General features: G+C 26.8%; 17 protein-coding genes. 4 read left to right on the top strand and 13 right to left on the bottom strand.

What is annotated here, in order from left to right; all coding sequences use genetic code 11:
- Positions 1 to 162: 162 nt before the first annotated feature.
- The 6 genes from DIC82_00875 to hflX all read right to left on the bottom strand — a co-directional run bounded on the left by DIC82_00875 (position 163) and on the right by hflX (position 7,314).
- Entirely contained in the window at positions 163 to 903 is a 741-nt protein-coding gene (locus tag DIC82_00875) for a YebC/PmpR family DNA-binding transcriptional regulator (protein AWK49733.1), read from the bottom strand.
- A 310-nt stretch (positions 904 to 1,213) separates the two neighbouring features.
- Positions 1,214 to 1,861 carry a YigZ family protein gene (locus DIC82_00880; protein ID AWK49734.1) on the bottom strand — a complete coding sequence of 216 codons (648 nt, stop codon included), beginning with the start codon at positions 1,859 to 1,861 and terminating at the stop codon, positions 1,214 to 1,216.
- 187 nt (positions 1,862 to 2,048) lie between these two features.
- Positions 2,049 to 3,494 carry a GntR family transcriptional regulator gene (locus tag DIC82_00885; GenBank protein AWK49735.1) on the bottom strand — a complete coding sequence of 482 codons (1,446 nt, stop codon included), beginning with the start codon at positions 3,492 to 3,494 and terminating at the stop codon, positions 2,049 to 2,051.
- A 146-nt stretch (positions 3,495 to 3,640) separates the two neighbouring features.
- Positions 3,641 to 4,546 (bottom strand): hypothetical protein, encoded by a 906-nt coding sequence (locus tag DIC82_00890; GenBank protein ID AWK49736.1) that lies wholly within the window; start codon positions 4,544 to 4,546, stop codon positions 3,641 to 3,643.
- A 202-nt stretch (positions 4,547 to 4,748) separates the two neighbouring features.
- Entirely contained in the window at positions 4,749 to 5,468 is a 720-nt protein-coding gene (locus DIC82_00895; protein ID AWK49737.1) for a hypothetical protein, read from the bottom strand.
- 55 nt (positions 5,469 to 5,523) lie between these two features.
- The gene (hflX, locus tag DIC82_00900) at positions 5,524 to 7,314 is read right to left on the bottom strand and encodes a GTPase HflX (protein AWK49738.1); all 1,791 of its coding nucleotides are present in this window, start codon (positions 7,312 to 7,314) and stop codon (positions 5,524 to 5,526) included.
- Between the two features lie 236 nt (positions 7,315 to 7,550).
- Here hflX and hpt point away from each other — a divergent pair, with 236 nt between their 5' ends.
- Positions 7,551 to 8,072, top strand: coding sequence for a hypoxanthine phosphoribosyltransferase (hpt, locus tag DIC82_00905; protein AWK49739.1), 522 nt, complete (start codon positions 7,551 to 7,553; stop codon positions 8,070 to 8,072).
- Between the two features lie 189 nt (positions 8,073 to 8,261).
- Here the strand turns inward: hpt and yunB are convergent, their stop codons facing one another.
- Positions 8,262 to 8,924: a sporulation protein YunB gene (gene yunB, locus DIC82_00910; GenBank protein AWK49740.1), complete on the bottom strand. Its 663-nt coding sequence runs from the start codon at positions 8,922 to 8,924 to the stop codon at positions 8,262 to 8,264.
- A gap of 270 nt (positions 8,925 to 9,194) precedes the next feature.
- Here yunB and DIC82_00915 point away from each other — a divergent pair, with 270 nt between their 5' ends.
- On the top strand, positions 9,195 to 11,759 hold the full coding sequence (locus tag DIC82_00915; GenBank protein ID AWK49741.1) for a peptidase: 2,565 nt from the start codon (positions 9,195 to 9,197) through the stop codon (positions 11,757 to 11,759).
- A gap of 274 nt (positions 11,760 to 12,033) precedes the next feature.
- Here the strand turns inward: DIC82_00915 and DIC82_00920 are convergent, their stop codons facing one another.
- Both DIC82_00920 and DIC82_00925 read right to left on the bottom strand, forming a co-directional pair.
- Positions 12,034 to 12,891, bottom strand: coding sequence for a peptidase propeptide domain-containing protein (locus DIC82_00920; GenBank protein AWK49742.1), 858 nt, complete (start codon positions 12,889 to 12,891; stop codon positions 12,034 to 12,036).
- Positions 12,892 to 13,279: 388 nt separating this feature from the next.
- The gene (locus DIC82_00925) at positions 13,280 to 13,699 is read right to left on the bottom strand and encodes a nucleoside-diphosphate kinase (GenBank protein ID AWK49743.1); all 420 of its coding nucleotides are present in this window, start codon (positions 13,697 to 13,699) and stop codon (positions 13,280 to 13,282) included.
- Between the two features lie 183 nt (positions 13,700 to 13,882).
- Here DIC82_00925 and DIC82_00930 point away from each other — a divergent pair, with 183 nt between their 5' ends.
- Positions 13,883 to 14,155, top strand: a complete 273-nt coding sequence (locus DIC82_00930) for an acylphosphatase (GenBank protein ID AWK49744.1) — start codon at positions 13,883 to 13,885, stop codon at positions 14,153 to 14,155.
- A 118-nt stretch (positions 14,156 to 14,273) separates the two neighbouring features.
- Here the strand turns inward: DIC82_00930 and DIC82_00935 are convergent, their stop codons facing one another.
- Positions 14,274 to 15,005 (bottom strand): phosphatase, encoded by a 732-nt coding sequence (locus DIC82_00935; GenBank protein AWK49745.1) that lies wholly within the window; start codon positions 15,003 to 15,005, stop codon positions 14,274 to 14,276.
- Between the two features lie 657 nt (positions 15,006 to 15,662).
- On the opposite strand from DIC82_00935, the gene DIC82_00940 reads away from it, so the two are divergent.
- Positions 15,663 to 16,436: a Cof-type HAD-IIB family hydrolase gene (locus tag DIC82_00940; protein AWK49746.1), complete on the top strand. Its 774-nt coding sequence runs from the start codon at positions 15,663 to 15,665 to the stop codon at positions 16,434 to 16,436.
- Between the two features lie 882 nt (positions 16,437 to 17,318).
- Here DIC82_00940 and DIC82_00945 read toward each other — a convergent pair.
- The 3 genes from DIC82_00945 to DIC82_00955 form a co-directional block, all read right to left on the bottom strand.
- Complete coding sequence (locus tag DIC82_00945; GenBank protein ID AWK49747.1) at positions 17,319 to 17,822, bottom strand: tryptophan-rich sensory protein; 504 nt, start codon at positions 17,820 to 17,822, stop codon at positions 17,319 to 17,321.
- Between the two features lie 98 nt (positions 17,823 to 17,920).
- Positions 17,921 to 19,939: a sensor histidine kinase gene (locus DIC82_00950; GenBank protein AWK49748.1), complete on the bottom strand. Its 2,019-nt coding sequence runs from the start codon at positions 19,937 to 19,939 to the stop codon at positions 17,921 to 17,923.
- Between the two features lie 2 nt (positions 19,940 to 19,941).
- Positions 19,942 to 21,855, bottom strand: a complete 1,914-nt coding sequence (locus tag DIC82_00955) for a two-component sensor histidine kinase (GenBank protein ID AWK49749.1) — start codon at positions 21,853 to 21,855, stop codon at positions 19,942 to 19,944.
- Positions 21,856 to 21,936: the final 81 nt, after the last annotated feature.

Below are 21,936 nucleotides of genomic sequence, written 5' to 3' on the forward strand. Positions count from 1 at the left end.
TTTAATATTTTAGAATCATATAAAAACTTTATAGTTCTTTTGTCCACATATAAAAAACACCTCCAATATTGATATTATCTCTATCAATATTAGAGGTGTTTTTGCTTTATTCCGTATACCTTAATAAAGTAATTTTCAATTTATTAATATATCATAAATTAACTATTCATTCCAACCTTCTGGAAATTCAGCGTTGTGATAAACATCTTGAACGTCATCATCATCTTCAAGTAAGTCTAACATTTTTTGGAATTTCTTAGCATCAGCTTCATCTATTTCTGTATATGTATCTGGAATCATTTTAACAGATGCTTCTAAGAATTCAATTCCTGCTGCTTCCAATGCTTCTCGCACCTGTCCAAAGTCTTCTGGAGCTGTAGTTACTATAAATACTTCTTCTTCATCTGATGAGAAATCTTCTGCACCCGCATCTAAGGCAATCATCATTATTTCATCTTCATCTTTATCTTCTTTTTCAATGATAATTTCTCCTTTTTCTTGGAACATGAAGCCTACACATCCTGCAGTTCCCATATTTCCTCCACCTTTAGTAAATGCGCTTCTTACATTTCCTGCAGATCTATTTTTATTATCAGTAAGAGTATCAACTATTACAGCCACTCCACTAGGACCATAACCTTCATAAACTATATTTTCATAATTAACTGATGATAATTCACCAGAAGCCTTTTTTATTGCTTTTGCTATAGTATCATTAGGCATATTTTCAGCCTTTGCTTTGGCAATTGCATCTCTAAGTCTTGAATTTGTATCGGGGCTAGATCCACCATTTTTAACAGCTACAACGATTTCTTTACCTAGTTTAGTAAAAATTTTACCTCTTTTTGCATCTGTCTTACCCTTTTTCGCTTGAATGTTATGCCACTTTGAGTGTCCTGACATGTGTTTTCCTCCTTACTTTAATTTAAATACATAGTTTTTAATAAATAAATGTACAATTCATTATAATTTAAATGCTATATGTTTATACAGATTTTTATTATTACTTATTTTAAAATTAATTGATTTATTTCGAAATATAAAATTCACAAAAATTATACCACATTTTGAACAAATTCACAATATATACTGAGCTCATGCATAAATAGGCTCATCCTCCAGTTTATACTGTAGAAATATACTAAACTTAAATAAATGCATGACCTTCATTTCGACTGGCTATACGCATAAGTGTAGTTTTCACCGAGGGCACCTATATTTTCAAATAAAGTCTATTTCCTTCTTTAAAATAAATTTCTTCTTTACTTTTTCGAACTATTACTTTCCCATTTGTAGCTTCTACAATTTCATTTTCTATATCATTTGAAATTGTCTTTTCTGATAATATATATACAGTTACTTTATCGCTATATTCTGTATCCTCTATGTGCCAAGAATTTTGTCCGCATATATGTTGAATCTTTCCAAATAAATCATATTCTATTTCAAAACTTAATTTTAGTCCCTCAACCTTTTCTACAATACCTGCAGCTTTTATGGCAATGCTCGCCCCTTTTATATATGCTCTTGTTAATCCTCCAGTACCTAAAAGTATTCCGCCAAAATATCTAGTAACCACAACTGCACAATCTGTTATTCTACTTTTCTTCATTACTTCAAGAATAGGTATTCCTGCTGTTCCTTGTGGTTCTCCATCATCAGAATATCTTTGAATATTCATATTACTTCCAATAATATAAGCAAAGCAATTATGCCTAGCTTGTTTATGCATATTTTTTATTTGATTTACAAAAGCTTTAGCTTCTTCTTCATTTTCAACTCTTTTTGCATATCCAATAAACTCTGATTTCTTTTCTTCAAATCTATCTTCACCGAAATCTCTTATTGTAATATAGGACATCTATACATAACCCCTTTCCAATTAACAATGCGCAGTTCACAATGTACAATTACAGTAGAAATCTTTATAAGACTTCTTAAAATATATATTTTAAGTTACGTAGTAACTTGTTCCTCAATTGTGAATTGTGAAAATTATATAATCTCATCTATATTATATAATATTGAATTAGTCAACAGTTTATTCATTAATCATCTGATTTAGATTGATTCTTAACCTTTTCATAAATCAGTTCTTCTTTAAGTATTCTCATACCCTTTTCAATCTTAAGTTTATCAGTTTGATAAAATGCTATTCTAAAAGAATCTTGTCCATCATTTTTTGATGTAAAAAACATAACGGCCGGAGTAATATATACATTTCTTTGTCTAAGTCGCATAAAAAGCTCCTTTGTATTCATCATATAATTTTCATTTAAAGTTAAATAAAAATTTAAACCTCCCTTTGGATCTTTATATGTTAATATGTCTTTAAATTCATTATCTAATAAGGATTTCATATATGTATATCTCTTTATATATTCATCATTTAAAATTTTTATATTTTTCTTCCATTTGTTATCTGAAATATATAGTTCTAATGCTCTTTGCATTAAGCTTGAAGTTGTTATATCTGTGTTATGTTTAGAACTTTGAAGTATTTCTCTCAAGATTGTTGGTGCTACTAGATATCCTAATCTTATTCCTGGAAGAAATATTTTTGAAAAACTTTTTATATAAATAACCCTGTCATTTTTATCAAGCCATTTAAATGGTATATATTCTAAGGAATTTTCATATATAAGTTCTGATAAATAATCATCTTCAATTATGTAAAAATCATAAATCTCTGCAAGCTCTAAAATTCTTTTTTTCTTTTTTAAGCTATAACTTGTTCCTGTTGGATTTTGAAAATAACTCATTGTATAAAAACATCTTATTTCATTTTTTTGAAGTATTTTTTCAAATTTAACTAAGTTTATTCCATCTTCTTCAATTGGTACTTCAAATAAATTAACCTTTCTCCATTTAAAAACTGATAATGCACCTGCATATGTTGGCTTTTCAACTATTATATTATCATTTATATTTAATATTCCCTTAGAAGCTATATCAATTCCTTGTTGAGCTCCGGATACAATTATTATATCTTCATTATTTAATTTATAATCCCAAAATACCTTGTTTATTGTATATATCAGATTAGTGTATCCATTTCTATTATCAGAAAGCAATGCATTAGCACCATCTCTTTCTAAAACTTCATTTATAATATGTTTTAAATCATCTATAGGGAATAATACTTCTGATGTAGTTTCTCCTGTAAAATCTACTACATCCGTTAAATCTTCCATAGATATTTTTTTCAAAGTCTTTGAATACTCTCGCCTAAAGTTTGAAGTAATTTCTTTTCTCTTAGCATAACTTCCACTACCAACTTTTTGATAAGCATATCCTTCAGCTTTAAGCTTATTGTAAGCACTTACTATTGTAACATTATTTACGCCTAGTTTCTTTGATAATTCTCTTATGGTAGAGAGTTTATCTCCCTCTTTTATTTCTCTCTTATCAATTAAATTTTTTATAAAATTAGCCACTTGAATATATTTGGGTACTTCATCATCTTTGAATTTAAAATCTTTGTAAATATCCATAAGCAACCTCTTTTCTTCTAATATTCTAAACCATATATATTCTTCAGAATATTACCATAAATATTCTGAAGAATATACACTCATAAAAATAATGCGATAGCATAATTAAGAACTTTTATCCTGGAAAAATTAGAAGCATTTATTCATTAATTATAACTCTTATACGAATATACATTCTCACTTACCAATTTTTCATTAAAAGATAAGTCCAAATCTTTAGTGTCCTTCATTACCAAGTTTCTTTTAAATAATTCTTTTAATATATCCTCTATTTTTATCTCAAATTCTTTAAATAATTCATCATTTTTTATTTCATATGAACTTAAAAAAATATTTTTTTTATACAGATAATCTAATAAATATTTAGATGCTTCATTTATATACTCATCTAAAAAATTTTCTATATAATCTACAGTGTTTTGTACAATTTCTTTTGTGCATTTTTTATTAAACAAGTTTTCAACTATTAAATTAAAGTTATTATTTAAATTTGTTGCCATTTTTACAGCATCTTTGCTTACAGTATATCCATTTAAATTTAAATATAACTTAGCAAAGCTATCTAAAGATCTAATTAGCACTTCATAAGAGGTAAACGCATTATCATTATGTATATACTTCTTAGTTATCCTTATGTCTTTTATAAGTTTTCCTAAATATACCAAATTCCATATCTTTTTACTTTTATCTAAACTATATTTAGCTTTATTAAAAATATTTTCAATCTCATCATCTCTTGAAAATATTATCTTAGAAGATATAAGTAAATTTCTTATAATCCCTTTCTTCCCATCACTTTCATATAAAGCTAAAAACTTATCTTTATCTAATACTTTTATATGTACCGGTATATCTAATATTTCTGAATATACATCTCTAACCTCATCAAAACCATTTTTGTATACAACAAATAGGTCTATATCAGATTCTTCCCAAAGATCTCCACTAATTATGCTTCCAAATGCAAATATAGCTAATACTTTTTTATTTATTTGTAATATATTTATTAATTTTTCTGATGATTTTTGATAATTTAATATGGATTTTAACATATTTACCTTCACCTTCTTTGTCTAAATAAAACTTGTTAACATTATAGTTGAAAGAAATTTTTATTTAAGTAGACTACCTTTTTAGTTTTTATTCTATTTTAGACCTACTAAATAAAATAGCAAGTCAACTATTAGAAATATGCCTTCCCTTTTAAAACATACAAAAAAGATTCTTAAATAATTGAATCTAAGAATCTTTCCTTTAGTCAAATGGTGGACAATTTTTATCATTCTTATCTATTTCATTAACAAAAATTTTCACTCTTCTTCCTAAGGCATTTATAATATCTTCAACTTCATCATTCATTTTATAACTTAAACTTAAGGCATGCCTAATTTCTTTCCTATCTCCAAATGTATTGGCTTGTATATTCACTGCAGCACTAGTCATATTAGAAACTGAAAAAGCAATAATATTTAAAGCATCTAAAAGAGGTCTTAATTGTCTTGTAAAATAAATTTCAGTTAAATTATCAACTCTAAGAGAATTAATATTATCTCTAATCAAAGTTATACCAATGAGAGTTTCACTTAAATTTTTAATATTATTTAAAAGTTCTTGTTGCTTTGCTTTTATTTCCTCATAACAGTCATTAGTTTCATTAATACTATCAGAATTAGATTCCGTTGTACTTTCATTGGTATTTGTATCACTAGTTTGTGATTCAGTATCCGATGAAGTTTTAGATGTACTTGGGGAAAAAGGATAATTTAAATCATCTGCAAGAGGTCTTTCTTGTTTAGTATGTATATCGCTATCATTTTCTAAATTATCTTGTGAAGTAGTTTCATAAATCCCTTCATATTTTTCGTTTTGTGAATTTTTTTCTTCTTTTTGAGATGTATTCACTTTACTATTCTTTTCTCTGCACTTCTTTGATTTACTTTTTTTAGAACCGCCCTTATACTTTCGCTTTCCCATAGTTATACAGTCCTTAATTAATTCTCATATTTAATATATTAATCAAAATATTTAATTATTCTTGTATAACATAATCTTGAGTCTTGTTATATACCTCATCATCTACTTCAACTAGCATATACGTACCTTCATCTTTATAATCTTCTTCAATTATTCTAGCATTTCTATGTAAAAATGATTGAACATCACCTTTTTCATAAGGTATTAAGTACTCTACTTTTCTGTAATTATAAGGTAATTTTTCTTCTATTAAATTTAAAAATTCTTCTAAATTAGTTCCTTCTTTAGCTGAGACTTCTATTACTTGTGTTTCATCTATGGCTTCTTTTATTATTGCTATTTGTTCTTCACTTGCTTTATCTATTTTATTTAAAACTAATATCATTTCTTTATTTACTACACCAAGCTCATTTAAAACTTCATTTACAGCTATGTACTGTTCTACAGCAGTGTCTGAAGATGTATCTATTACATGACATAAAAGATCTGAAAATATTACTTCTTCTAATGTTGACTTAAATGCTTCTACTAGCTCATGAGGTAACTTTCTTACAAATCCAACTGTATCTGTAAGAGTTATTAATCCCTTCTTGTTCAATGTTATTGCTCTTGTTGTTGAATCTAATGTTGCAAAAAGCATATCTGCTTCAAATACTTTTTCCTTTATTTTATTTTCTTTTTTTGCAGCCAAATCGCAAAGTGCATTTCTCAAAGTAGATTTTCCTGCATTAGTATATCCAACTAAAGATACTTGAGGAATATTTTCTTTATTTCTTTTTTCTCTTTGAACTTCCCTAGTCTTTTTGATTTTTTTAAGTTCATCTTTTAAGTCATATACTGTTTCCATTATATGTCTTCTATCTGTTTCAAGTTTCTTTTCTCCAGGACCTCTCGTACCTATTCCGCCACCTGTTCTAGATAATACTGTCCCTAGTCCTTTTAATCTGCTTAATCTATATTTAAGTTGAGCTAGTTCTACTTGTATTTTAGCTTCCTTTGTCTTAGCTCTAGTTGCGAATATTTCTAGTATTAAAGTAGTTCTATCAATTACTTTTGCACCTATTGCTGCTTCTAAATTCCTAACTTGAGAACCTGAAAGCTCATCATCAAATATTATTACATTTGCTCTTTCTGTTTGTCTCATAGATGCAATTTCTAGAACTTTACCCTTACCTATAAAATACGCCGCATCAATTTTATGTCTACTTTGAAATACTGTATTTAAAACAGGTACATTACAAGCTTCTGAAAGTTCCTTCAATTCTTCTAAACTTTCTTTTGTATCAGAACCAACTAATATTGCTTTTTCTTCTGTTTCTTCTATAACATCATTGGTTTTAATTAAATTCTCTATAAATCTTATTTTGTCTATTATATTTATGGATGTTATTTCTTCTAATGAAAGATTACTTTTTTCTTCAAATTCCAATTTATTATTATACAAAGTAAGCATTCCTAGTGAAAAGTCTATTATTTTTCCATCTATTATTGCTACTGACACAATTGCATCTAATTTTAGTTTTAAAAGTGCTGTTAAATCCAAAGCAGAAAGATTACAATAACCATTTGGATGGGTATGAATTACTCTAATTCCTGATAATCTTTTTTCCTCTATATCTATTATTGGGACTTCAACTGATGTTGAATCTCCAATTGCAACAGACGTAACATTACCTTTTCTATTTATTCCTACACTTACTTCTCTTTCAATGAAACTAGAAACTCTAGAAATTATATTTAAAATTTCTATGTCACAGACTTCATCTTTTAAATTTTTAATAGCATAAATACTCTCTAATTCATCTATTATAGATTTTCTTATTCCTTCAATATTTCCATATATCATATAAACACCTCACATAAGTTATCTTGACAACTTTAATATAATTTTATACTATTAATTCATTAATTACAACTTATTCACTTCTCAATGCACAATTTTGGAACAAGTTACTCAGTAACTTGAAATATATATCTAGAATAAATCTTGTAAAGATTTATTCTTTAGTTATGCATCGTGAACTGTAGATTATAAGTAAGCTGTGCGAATTATAAATAAATATAAAAGGAGTTTTAGAAACAATGGAAGATAAAAAACGTAATATTCTTTTTTCTAAAGAACAAATCAATTCTAGAATAGAGGAACTCGGTAAAGTTATTTCTGAAGATTATAAAGGTAAAAATCTTTATGTCTTATCTTTACTTCGTGGAAGTTTTGTATATGCTGCTGATTTAGTTAGAGCTATAGATTTAAATGTAAAGATTGGATTTATGACTACATCAAGCTATGATAATTGTGAAATTTCTTCAGGATGCGTTAAGGTAGTTAATGATATTTCTGACAACATTGAAGGATGGGACGTTCTTATAGTTGATGATATTGTTGATACTGGTTACACTATGAATTTTGTTTTTAATCATGTAAAAAATTTAAATCCTGCTTCTGTCAAGATTTGTGTTCTTCTTGATAAGCCGTCACGAAGAAAAATTGAGATAAAGCCAGATTATTGTTGTTTTGAAATTGAAGATTTATTTGTAGTTGGATATGGATTGAATTATGGTGATTTCTATAGAAATGTACCTTATGTATTTAATTGGGAATAAAAAGAAGCCTGAGGGCTTCTTTTTTTTATGATCAATTTTCAATTCCCAATTGTCAATGAGGGCGTAAATCTCCAAAGAAAAAACAAGTTTCCAAAAGTGATGTTCCAAATTTTATATTTGGCTAGCAGAACTTTCTCTGTGAGCTTTCTTCATAAATTGATTATTGACAATTGAGCATTGATCATTTTGTTAATTTGCCTTGTTTTGATCATTGGTAGGAAATCCAAAAGTTGTATTTGGTATTTTTCCAACAATAATTGTATCTGAAACTGGTATTTGTGTGCTTATCTCGATATCTTGATTTGTCATTGGTAATTTCAGTCTTATTTTAGCAGTAACATTTAGATATATTTTATGTCTTGTTTGATTAATTCCAGCACTTTCAAATTTTGATTCATAACTTGTATTAATATTCCCCATAGGCTCTATCTGTGTGGTTATTGTAGGTCCTAGATTATAGAAAACACTTTTATTACTCATCCATCCAAAAGGAACTTTTATAGTAGAATTATTCATATCACTTAATTCTTTATTACATTCTGTGGCTAATTTAGATGCTATATAATTTAATTTTATAGTATCTGATTGAACTAAAATTATATTTCCTTGATTATCCTTTTCTATTTTTATCATTTCATCATATTTAAATTCCTGTGATAGAATATCTACACTTTTTTTGTTTATTATATCTAATGTTTGTGATTTTGCCATCATTGTTGCTATTTCTATTATTGACGGCATAACTCTTTTATTAAAGAATCCTATCATTATATTAAAAACAACAATTATAAAAATAATAGCAACTATAAATGATATATATTTATGAGATTTACGTTTAGTATAATATTGCATTATCAACACCTTTATATTGAGTTATTCATTTACTCATATTATAATTATGCTATAATGGTATAAAATATTATTAAATTTACAAAGTGATTTTTAACTTTAGGTTGAGTTCTATTAATATTAATATAATTTAATCTGCTTGAAGCTTAGAAGAACTTATAACCTCAAGGGTCACAATGTACCCTCAAGGGGTACCTCGTCCAGGAGCGTGCAATCGTTATATTTTTACGAATGCTAGCTATCGGATAAACCTTATAATTTTAGGAGGATAAAATGGCAGTTAATAATAACGCAAAAGGAACTAGTAGTACTCCACGAAAGAAAAAGCCAAGAAAGAAAAAAAAATCAAGAAAAATATTTAAAGGCATATCTTTTGGTTTGCTATTTTGTTTTCTGGCAATTTTTGTAATAGGTGCAGGCTATGGTTTTGCTATTATAAAAACTACACCTCCTCTAAATGTTGAAGCCGTATTATCATTAAATCAACCTTCAAGCTTATATGATAGCAATGGAGACTTTATGGATAATCTTCATACAGATGAGGAACGTTATGTTATAGATTCAAAAAAAATACCTACTAACTTAAAAAATGCTTTTGTATCCATAGAAGATGAACGATTCTATTCACACAAAGGAGTAGATATTCAAAGAATTTTAGGTGCAGCATTTCTAGATGTAAAGAAAATAATTACTGGGCAAAAAGGCTTACATGGAGCTTCTACATTAACTCAACAATTACTTAAGAATACTATTTTAACTAATGATGTTTCTTTAGAAAGAAAAATAAAAGAGGCTTATTTATCTATTAATTTAGAAAAAGCATTAACTAAAGATCAAATTTTAACAGCTTATTTGAACACAATCCCATTAGGCGGTCATGCATATGGAATAGAAGCTGCATCTTTATATTACTTTGGCAAAAGTGCTTCTAACTTATCACTTATTGAATGTGCATATCTTGCCGGCATAACTCAAGCTCCAAGCTATTACATGGCTTATAATGAAAATAACCAAAAAGATCCTTCACCATATATTAATAGAACTATTACTGTCTTAAATCAGATGAACAAGTTTAATTATATTGATGAATCTCAATATAATAAGGCGGTTAATGATGTGAAAAATAACGGATTAGTATTTAAATCAAGTAAAAAAGACTATAGATTAAACTATGAATGGTTTGTATATCCTGCTGTATCTCAAGTAAAAGCAGATTTAAAAGAAAAATATAATTATACTGATGAAGAAGCATCAAAATTAATGGTTAATGGTGGTCTTAAAATTTATACATCAATGAACAGACAGCTTCAAGATTTTACTCAAGCTACTTTAGATGATTACAGTAATCTAGGAATTAGTAATAAAGAAGCCTATGATAATGATGGTGTTCCTTTATTACAGGCATCTGCTACTATTATGGATTATAGAACAGGCAATGTAATTGCAATGGTTGGAGGACGTGGTAAACAACAACCACAATCAACCAATAGAGCTTATAATGATTTAAGGCCTATTGGCTCTTCAACTAAACCATTAACAGTATATGGACCTGGAATAGATCAAAAAATCATAACAGCTGCTACACCTATAGATGATGCTCCATTATCTGAACAGATCGGTAAAAAGTATCCGACTAGTGATGGACCTTATAATCCTTTAAATTCTCCCAATGAATACTTAGGGCTCGTTTCTACAAGAGATGCTCTTACTCATTCTAAAAATGTTGATGCTGTTATAACTGAAGATAAGATTGGATTAAAAACCGGTATCTCTTATGGAGAAAAATTAGGACTAAAATATAATTCTGCCTCTAAGACATCAATTGCAGCTGTTGCATTAGGTCAATTTAATAATGATCCTAATGATATAGATGGTGGTAATACTTCTGTCTTAGCCGGAGCATTTGGTACCTTTGGTAATAATGGTATATATACAAAACCTATATTATATACAAAAGTTATTGATGCGACAGGAAGGACTATACTTGAAAATACTAAGCCTAAACAAAATCAAGTTTTTTCCCCACAAACTTCATATATTCTGTATGATATGTTAAAGGGTCCAGTAACTGAGTATAATGCTACTGGTGCAAAATGGGGAGATATCCCTGTTGCTGGTAAGACTGGTACTACTTCTAATTCTACTGATTTATGGTTTTCAGGACTTTCACCGTACCTTTCTGGTTCTGTTTGGGTTGGATATGATAAACCTACAAAACTTCTTGGTAGTTCCAGTGGTTGCGCTGTCATTTGGGGAAAATTAATGGCTAAAGCACATAATGGTTTAAAGGTAACTGATATAGAAATACCTAATAATATAGCCAAAGTTAATGTTTGCAAGGATTCTGGATTACTTCCTAGTTCATTATGTAGCCAAGATTCTAGAGGAAATAGAGTAATTGAAGAATTATTTATTGAAGGAACAGAACCAACAACAACATGCACTACTCACGTTGTTGCTAATGTAAATATATTGAGTAATAAACTTTCGACACCAGGAACACCTTCTTTCTTGACTAAAAGTGTAGTATTTATAAAAAAGGATAATCCTAATCCTATCACAGCAGATTATTCTATGGTTTTACCGTCAGCTTATGACGTTGTAGCTGGAAATTCTGTGCCAGATGTAACTGGAGATTCATCTTCAACAAGTGTTACTATGAGTCCTCCTATTGTAAATAATCCTACTACACCTGATACTAGTAATGATAACAGTAATAACATTACTAATAGCACTAATGATAAGAAAAATAACCATAAGAAAGATAATGCTAACACTCATAATTCTTTAGGTCCTGGTGATATTAATTCTGGAACTGCAGAGCAAACTCTAAATTAAGAAAGTACTTCATAATATAAAAGAGATGATAATCATTACTGATTATCATCTCTTTTATATTAATTTATCTGATAGCTAGCATCCGTAACACTCCCACTATATATGAAACTCCTCTTCCTAAAATCAGAGGAGTAAGCGATTCACACTAAATCATAGATTTAGGTTCTCTGCTTAACTGGGAGATAACGGCTGCACGCTCCTAGACGGGGTGCCCCTTGAGGGTATAAGTTCAACTAAGATTCAGATGGGGATCAAATCCCATCTGAATCAAGTTTCACTTGATTATTGCTTCTTTTTCTGCCCCATCTTTTAATATATTTAATATATTTCCATTTTCAGAACTCACAAAAATTTTCCAACTAATATTTACATCCTTATCATTTTTACCATCTATATTTACAATATAACAAACTTCATATATTTTACTTGCATCCTTATCTATTTTATTATCTGCATAAACTAAATCGGTCTCATTCTTAACAATACCGTCCTTATTAAACTTTTGAAAGTATTCTAATGCTACCTTTTTAGCTTCTTCATCAGAAAGGTTTATTACAGATTCTTTGCATTCTCTTTGCATCGTTGAATTCGAATATCCATCCAGAAAACCACTTTCTTTGTCAATATTTAATTTTATCTCATCAAAATAAAATGGATGTCCATCTTTTTGTTTTGTATATATAAATGAATAATAGGGTAAATATTTCGAGTCATCATTACTATTAATTGTCTTTAATACTACGTCTCCATTATATATGTTTTCTAAATATTTCTCCGCTAAAATCCTAGCATCCTGTAAATTAAATTTAGTTGTATTGGTTGGAATTTCTTTTCTAGCAAAACCAATTACATTATTGTTTTTATCTAAATCTATACCAAAACTTTGAGTTATTATACTTCTATAAACTAGATCGTTCTGACTATTTAATATTTTAATTCTCTCATATTTTATAGCATCTAACTTTTGTTCAGTACATATTGCATTAATTGAATATAGATTAGTTATAAAGCTTTTAGATGCTTTAATATCTCGTGAACCAGGTCCAATAAAATTATATAGTATTATAACTATAATTATAAGAAGGAATAATAAAGTAATACTCCCTATAATACTAGCTTTTTTAAATTTCATTAATAACCTCCTATACTAAGTTCTTATTTTATTATATCATATTTCGACATATTAAAGAAATTAACACGCAAAGATGCATTGTATGTTTTGAATACGTTTTAAATATTTAATCTTCCCTAATCCGATTAAGATAAAATATTATATATTCACTTTACTAATAATTTTTCTAAAAAATTCTCATGACTTGAATTATTCTTAAATTTAGCTTATTCAAACGTATAAAAATGCTTGTTCTTTAGAATTAAATTATTCCTAGAACAAGCATTTTTAATGGATTCCTATATATTCTAATTAATAATTTAATATAAAACTTTTGTAGGATTTTTAATAATCCAATTATTGAAATGTATTATCTAAATTAGCACATATATATTTTTATAATTTATTGTTACTTATGATTTTCTACTTCTGGAAACCATAACGCAATTTCTTCTTTTGCGCTTTCTACAGTATCAGATGCATGAACACAGTTTTCTGTTTTACTTCTCGCATATCTATGCCTTATAGTTCCTTCAGCAGCATCAGTTGGACTAGTTGCGCCATTAATATGTCTTACTCTCGACACTGCATCTTCACCTTTTAAAATTATTGCACATAACGGACTTCTTGTTATAAACGTTATAAGTTCTTCATAAAAATCTTTTCCTTTATGTTGACAGTAATGTTTTTCTGCAATTTCTCTCGTAGCTTGCATAAGTTTTAGTTCTACTATTTTCAATTCATTAGCTTCATAACAGCTTATAATATTTCCTATTATGTTTCTTTCGACTCCATCCGGTTTAATTAATACTACGCTTTTTTGAATCATCTTAAGCCCTCCATATAATGTAAATTATTTGATATTATTGCCCACTATATGAATATTATACTAAACATTCTGAAAATTTAAAATACTTTTATAACTTTATTCCATATTTATTATATTATGATATAATTTTTTTAGAAATAAAAGTTGAAATTTATGATTCTGAAAGAAATCTGGAGGATAATAATGGTTAGATATTCAATAATAGTAGATGGTAAAGTACAAGGCGTTGGCTTTCGATATTTTACTCAAATTGCAGCTCATCCATTAAATTTAACTGGTTGGTGTGAAAACCTTATGGATGGTAAAGTAAAAATTGAAATTCAAGGATCAGAAGAAGACATTCATTCATTTATCTCTAAAATAAAAGAAGGAAATAATTTTTGTAGAGTTGATGATATAGATTTAATTAGTATTCCTCTAATAAATTGTGAAAAAAAATATAAAATTAAATATTAGCTTAGGTATATGAAAGAAATATTTATAATAAAAAATAAAAACACAAATCTTCATTAGATTTGTGTTTAAAAAGTTTTTAGTTGCACTTTAAAGTTCTTGATTTCGCTTAGCGCTTTTTTTATATGTGCAAATCTTCTAATCTTCCTTTTTTCTTTAATTTTAATAACAATTCATTTGGATCTTTATTTATTATAAGCTCTTCTGGAAAATCTATTGATTCAAGCATATTAACAGCTTCTGTAAATTCTCCTATTCGAGTACAAAAATGTGCATCACTATTTATTATTAATTTAGCACCATATTTCTTACACAATAATGCTATTTCTTTGCAATTACTATGACTTCCAATTCTAGATGTAGTAAATGAACTATTATTAATTTCTATTAAAACATCATTTTCTAAAGCACATTTTATTACCTCTTCAAAATTAACTGGAACTCCTGGGTTTCCAAGATGACCTATTATATCAATCTTTCCATTTTTAATTGTATTTATAAAAGCTCTAGTGTTTTCTTCAATATTTCCCACCTTATATACTTCGTCATGTATACTTCCAATTACAATATCCAATTTGTCTAATGTAATATCATCCATATCTAAGTTTCCATCGTAATCAATTATGTTAGCTTCTGTTCCATAAAGCATAGTTACTCCATAAAGCTCTCGTGGTAATACCTTATAATTGTTGAAATACCAAATATGTGGAGAATGCGGCATACTAATTCCATGTTCTGTAGTTCCAAGTACTTTTATTCCCTTTTCAGAAGCAGCTTTTGCATTTTCCATTAATGTTGAATAAGCATGCCCACTAGCTATAGTGTGAGTATGTACATCTAATTCATATTTCATTAAATCACCCTTTTTTATTTATTTCTTAAACTTCAAATTTAACCTCTGTTAAATTTAAAGTTTTGTCATACAATTAATGAGATTAAAAATATGTTTACTATTCATTAATTATAGTTTCTTTAATTATTATATTATCATACTTGCTCTAACTATTAAACTGTGTCAAAACAATGTAACCATTTACCTATTATATTAATTTTAACTTTTTTTATTAATTGGATTATTATTAGTTTTTAATTTAGTAACTAATATCAGATTTCTTTTATGGTCATAATCAATAGAGATAGTTATAAAAAGTTCTTTCCATATAAGCTTCTGATTTCTTATTAAGTTAAATCATAATGTAAAGAAATTAATACTTCATTTGATATAATAAGCCTTAATAGTTTTATTCGCAAGTTGATTCCCCTACTTTAAATAGGTTATAATAATATGGTATTTATTTAGGTTGAGGCACGTTCAAAAAATAGTTTGCCAATATGATTTGTATATTGGAATTGTTATTTTATATCATGTTCCTTATTAAAAATAAATCAGTTTTAGACTAAATAAAAAATGAAAAGGAGGAGTTACTATTCACTTTAAATATAGTATAAACTTATATTTAAAATGAGACTTACTATTATTTATTCTTATTTTGAATAGTACAAAAAATATATGATTAAATTAATTGCAACAGATATGGATGGAACTTTATTAGATGAAAATGGATACTTACCAGAAGGGTTTACTGACGTTTTAGATCGTTTAAGAGCAAATGGTATTAAGTTAGTTATTGCTAGTGGTAGACCTTATTACACATTACAAACCAACTTTGGGCCTATGGGAAGATATTTATCTTATATATGCGAAAATGGTGCTTTAGTTGTTGATAACAATGAGATAATATATAAAAATATTATTGCTAATGATATGGTTCAAAATATAATTACTGAAGTAAAAAAAGTTAAGTCCAATGCTTTAGTTTTATGTTCACCTAATTGTGCATATGCTGAAAATTATTCTGAAGAACAGTTAACTGAAATCAAGAAATATTATACTACTTTAAAGATTGTAGATGATCTAAGTAACGTTAACGATGATATAATTAAAATTACCATTTGTAACTTAGAAGGTGCTGATAATACTTTAGATGGTAAATTTAAAGATCATCTTAACATAGTCTCTACTGCATCAATATGGATTGATATTATGAATAATGGTGTAAATAAAGGAATCGCTCTAAAAAACTTAATGGATACTGATAATATTTCAAAAGAAGAGACTATGGTTCTTGGAGACTATTATAATGATATAGAAATGCTAGAGCAAGCTGAATACAGTTTTGTAATGGAAAATGCTCCAGACGACATGAAACAATATGGGAAATACATAGCTGCAAGTAATGTAGAACATGGAGTTTTAAGAGCTATACTTGAATATGCTCTTTAAAACAATCTCATATTCTATGGGTATTGCGCAACATAGATACCAAAAGTGGACGTTAAGGGGTTAATTCTATAAATTACCGAAATGAAGGTCATGCATTTGTTCGGGTTACTGAGGATTTAGCTGTGAATTTCTAACAGTAGGAGTTGTACCCATTTCTACATGCTCCCAATATACATTGGGACAAGTAAAAATGGAACAACTTCTACTGAAGAAATATCTACAGCTAAATCCTCTGATGTAACGCCTCCACAAAAGCATGACCTTCATTTCTGGTACATAATAAATTAAATATAAGTATAACTTTAGAGACGGTATCTATGGGCAATTTCTCATTAAGATATGCCTATAGAATATTTTTCAATTCTCGCTCCATATATATTCTCTTTCTTTATTTTCCTATTACTTCAAGTATTTCACTCATTCAATGCCTAAAGAAGTCGTATTGCTATCACTTTAAGTATTATATATTAAACTACTTTTCTTAATATTAGAATATACCTAAAAATCACGGTTATAGAATACTTTATTATATGCATTGTCAACCTCAGAAATATAAAAATACTTGCACGAATAAGGCTTAATTTAAAATTACACTAAACAAAGAAATCAGAGTTATGCTTTGCGCAACGTTGCATCAGAGAATTTTCTGGGTATATTTCTTCATTAGAAGTTGTTCCAAAGATGCTTGTTCAAAGCTGCGGCTTTGAGGCTAGCACTTTGGGCACAACTTCTAATGTTAGAAATATCCAGAAAATTCTCAGCAACTGGAGCAAACGCATAACTCTGATTTCGGTTGTTAAGCCGTAAATTTAAATTATCCTCACACTGCAAGTATTTTTATATTTCGTCTGATTCGCAATCCCCGTAATTGTGGGATATTCTTTACATTTCATTTAGCATCCAGATAAAGAAGTTTAAGACTCCAGCATATATAAGCCAAATTAAATATGGAACGAGTAATAATGCTACTTTCTTTCCAGCCTTTTTGTAAAATCTTTTTATTGTTAATATCACAAATAAAATCAACAATACAAGCTCTAAAAATGCCAATCCGTATAGCTTAAATCCAAAGAAAATGAATGTCCATAAGAAATTTAGCAATAATTGTATAGCATAAACAAATAATGCTGAGCTCACATCAATATTATCATATTTTAGTACGTATACCTTATATGAAGCTATTCCCATAAGTATATAAAGTATTGTCCAAACAATTGGAAATACTATTGATGGCGGAGCAAAAATAGGTTTAACTAAATCTCCATATATTAAATTCATATTAGGAATAAGTAATGATGTAATTCCACCTAATAAAAGTGGAATTCCTATTGATATAATTAATGCCATAAATCTAATTTTCTTCTTTTCTCTTGATTTATTTATCATATATTACCACCTCAAGTTTTAAGTAATTTTTTAATTTCACATAACCACTATAATATATGTGCGTCCACTTAAAACTATGTATACTTAATAATAAGTAATTATTTCATAGAAATATATATATCCGAAAATTCTACATCTATCTTTTCTTCTATTGGATTTGTCTCCCAATTTTGATGAATAACTTCACTGTTATATGGTTGTTTGGCCTTTGGCATAGTAATTATAAATTCATTTCCATTATTATTTGATACCAGTTTTATGTTTCCACCTTGAAGTTCAATCAAAGCTTTAGTTAAAAATAATCCAAGCCCACTTCCCTCTTTAAGCCTATTAAAAGCTTTATTCAATTTTGTAAACTTATCAAAAATATAAGGAATGGTTTTTTTATCTATTTTCAGTCCATCATTTGTAACTTTTATAATCACATTATTATCCCCGCAAGTACTTATACTAACATTTATATTCCCACCTATTTTACTATATTTAACAGAGTTTGAAAGTATGTTTAATATGATTCTTGTGATCATTTCTTTGTCACAGTTAACATAAATTTCTTCTTGATCTGCATCAAAAGTTAATGTATTTTCAATTAATTCTATGTATTTGTTAGAAGCAAGGGATACATTTTCCACAAGTTCAACTATATTATGTATTCTTAACTCCGGTATTACATATCCTTCTGAAATTTTATTTGCATCTATAAAATTGTTAATTGTCCTAATAAGCCTTAAACAATTTTGTTTGATAATCTTTCTATTCTTATTAATAGAGTTTATCTTATTTTTGTTTGTATTTTCTTTTAAATAAATTTGATTAACTTGCAATGCGGAGAATATTATATTTATAGGTGTTTTTAACTCATGAGAAATGTTTGCAAAAAATTCTTTTTTAATTTCATCTTCTTCTAAATACTCTTCAAGAACTTTTCTTATCTTTTTATTCTCATTTATTTCACTCATATCATGAATATAAATGATTTCACTTTTTTCATCTATACAAGTTAAAAATATTTCAACTTCTAAATTTGTATGCTTAATTTTTGCAAAATGAACATAATTTCCAGCCTTCTTTATGTCTGATAGTGTAATATGAAAATACTTATTAATAAATTCATTCAAATCCATTCCTAAAATTTCCGCGTTTTCATCACCCAAAGTCTCTAATGCTCTTTTATTAATATATTGGAGCTTATTAAGATAAAATAAAAATACACCGCCATAAATAAAATCTATTAATTCATTGTTCTTATCTTGGCTTTTCCCTATCATTACATTAACCTCATTTAGTATTATGTTTCTCTTTTTCAAAATTGAATTAAGTTCCTTTTTTGTTTTTGTTGCTATTTCTATATTGTTATTAATTCTTTTCAATGACCTATCTAATACTTTACTTATTATATAATTGTAAAATTTATAAAAAGTAAAACCTTTTATAAATATTATAATTATAGCAAATTCATTATATCCAATAGTTAAGCATAATAATCCAACATAACAAAATAATATCGCAACTATATATAATATCACTTGTCTGAATTCACCAATAGAAAACTCTTTCCTATTTCTCAGCATATTTTCCGAAGCAGATATACCAGCCCCTACACTTATTATAATACTTATTACAACACTGCCTATAAAAAAAGATAACCTATAATCACTAGAGAGAGTATAATTTACTTTAAACACAATAAACAATAGTATAAATAATATGAAATAAAAAATACACATTATTATACTTTTTAAAGTGCTATTTTTAAATTTAAAAATATTTCCTATTTCGCAGCACTCTAAAGTAGCTTGTATACTAAATAGAAAAACAAAATAAATTATTGGTTGATCTTCAAATAAAGATATGATACCAATAATATTCAAAATAATTATCATAATTGGCACAAAATATTTAAATTCAAAACTTTTCATAAATGTCTTATCAACAAATTTAGTTCTTATTATATTTACATAAATAAAAACTACACTTATTGCCACTGTTATTATATTATTTAATAGAAAATAAATATTAAAATCTTTCTTAAGAACAGAATATATAATTAATAATGTAGCCCCAATAATAATATTTTTTTTATTTTTTAAAAACAAGAGACTTTTATTATCATACATGTCTACTCTCCTTTTTTGAATTCCATACTTACAGTTGTTCCTATATCTTCATTTCTTTTTATTTCTATATTTCCACCTTGTAATTCGACTAACTGTTTAACTACAGAAAGCCCTATTCCAGTTCCACTTTTATGGCCAGTATTATAATTTTCACCAACTGAATATCTATTAAATGCTTTATCTATAAATTCTTTTTCAATTCCACTCCCACTATCTTTTACACATATATTAACATTATCGTTATTATCAGATATTATTACATATATTTTACCACCACTAGGAGTAAATTTCACAGCATTTGAAACTAAATTTAAAATTATTCTAAACATAAATTCATGATCTATGTGTAAATAACATTCTTCTGTATTAGTATCAAAAATCAAATCTACATTATTCCATTTCACATAATCAATTAATGACATTACATCATCTTCAATAACTTCAACTATATTCTTATTTTCTAATCTTGGAACTAAAAAATGAGAATTTATTCTTGAATTATCTATTAAATTGTTAGTTAACTTAATCAATGAAATACAATTTTGTTTGGATATATTATTATATTTCTTTAATACTTCTAAATCTTCCTTTTCAATATAGATTTTTTCAACTTGCATTGCTGAATAAATCACATTTATTGGCGTCTTTAAATCATGACTTATACTTGAAAGAAATTCTGTTCTAATATTCTCTTGAATCTTTCTATTTTCAACTTCTTTTCTTATTTCTTCGGTTTTTACTTTTGAGGTATTATCTTTAATTAATATTAATTTCTTTGTAGAATCTGAATAAGTGGATAACAATTTAGCTTCTACAAACTTTTTTTTATCTCCTACATGAAAAATTGCATTATAATCTTTATTTTGTAAATTGGTTGGAATAAATTCCATATATTTATTTACCTTTTCATTTATTATGTCTCTTATTTTAGAAATACCAGCAAATTTCAAAAATTGTTTATTTACGAATAAAATTCTATCATTATCAGCATTTAAAATTATAATTGGATGGGGCATAAATCTAAAAAATGTTGAGTATAGATATTCCTTGCTTTTTAATATATTTATTGATTGTTCTAATTGTCTATTTCTGACTACTATTTTATCATTTAATTTATCTAATTCTTTATTTTTTTTATTTAATGAGTTAGATAACGTTTTATATGGCTCTTTTATGAGTTTTATAGTAATAACATTCCAAGCTATTGTGAAGTTTATTAGATGTATAATTTCAATTAATATATTACTTATGTCTTTATTATCATTATAAAATCCATATATATTAGTCATTAATATTATTATCGTAGAACTTATATAAATGTTTAAAATATTCCATCCTTTTATTTTTGAATTCACTGATTTTTTCATATTCAAAATTATCTTTACAAATAACGTTGCTTCAATAATGAAACATATTATCTTTATAAAATTATTAATCATATTCGAATAATAAATCAACCCTAAGCTTGCAATAATTAAAATAAGTATACTATAGTATCCTTTATTTAATTCTTTGTTTTTACTATAATACTCACTTAGCGCATAACTAGCGAAAGTTTCTATTAATAAAAAACTTTCTTTACTAAAATCTATGTACATTATAAATTGATTTAAAGCATCTTTTTCATTAATGCTTATTATAAATACACTAGTTGATATAAAAATAATTAATAAAAAAAATATAACAATACTTTTTGAAACATATTGATTATATAGTTTTTTTATCTGATCTATTAATATAAATAAAACTATACTTAGTATTATGTAATAAATTCTAAAAATCAGAGGTATCTTTATCTTTTGATTATAGAATATAAAATTTAATATACAGTATGCAAGTATACTAGTTATACAAATACATATAGCCGTATATTTATTTACAAAAAAACTAGCTGGTACTTTTCTATTTTCTTTCATTTTTCCCCCTGTCCTATGAAAATCATATAAAAATTACAATTTTAATATACCATTTATTCTTATATATTACTTTATTCCACT

It is taken from the genome of Clostridium beijerinckii, assembly GCA_003129525.1.
GTDB classification, from domain to species: Bacteria; Bacillota; Clostridia; order Clostridiales; family Clostridiaceae; genus Clostridium; species Clostridium beijerinckii_D.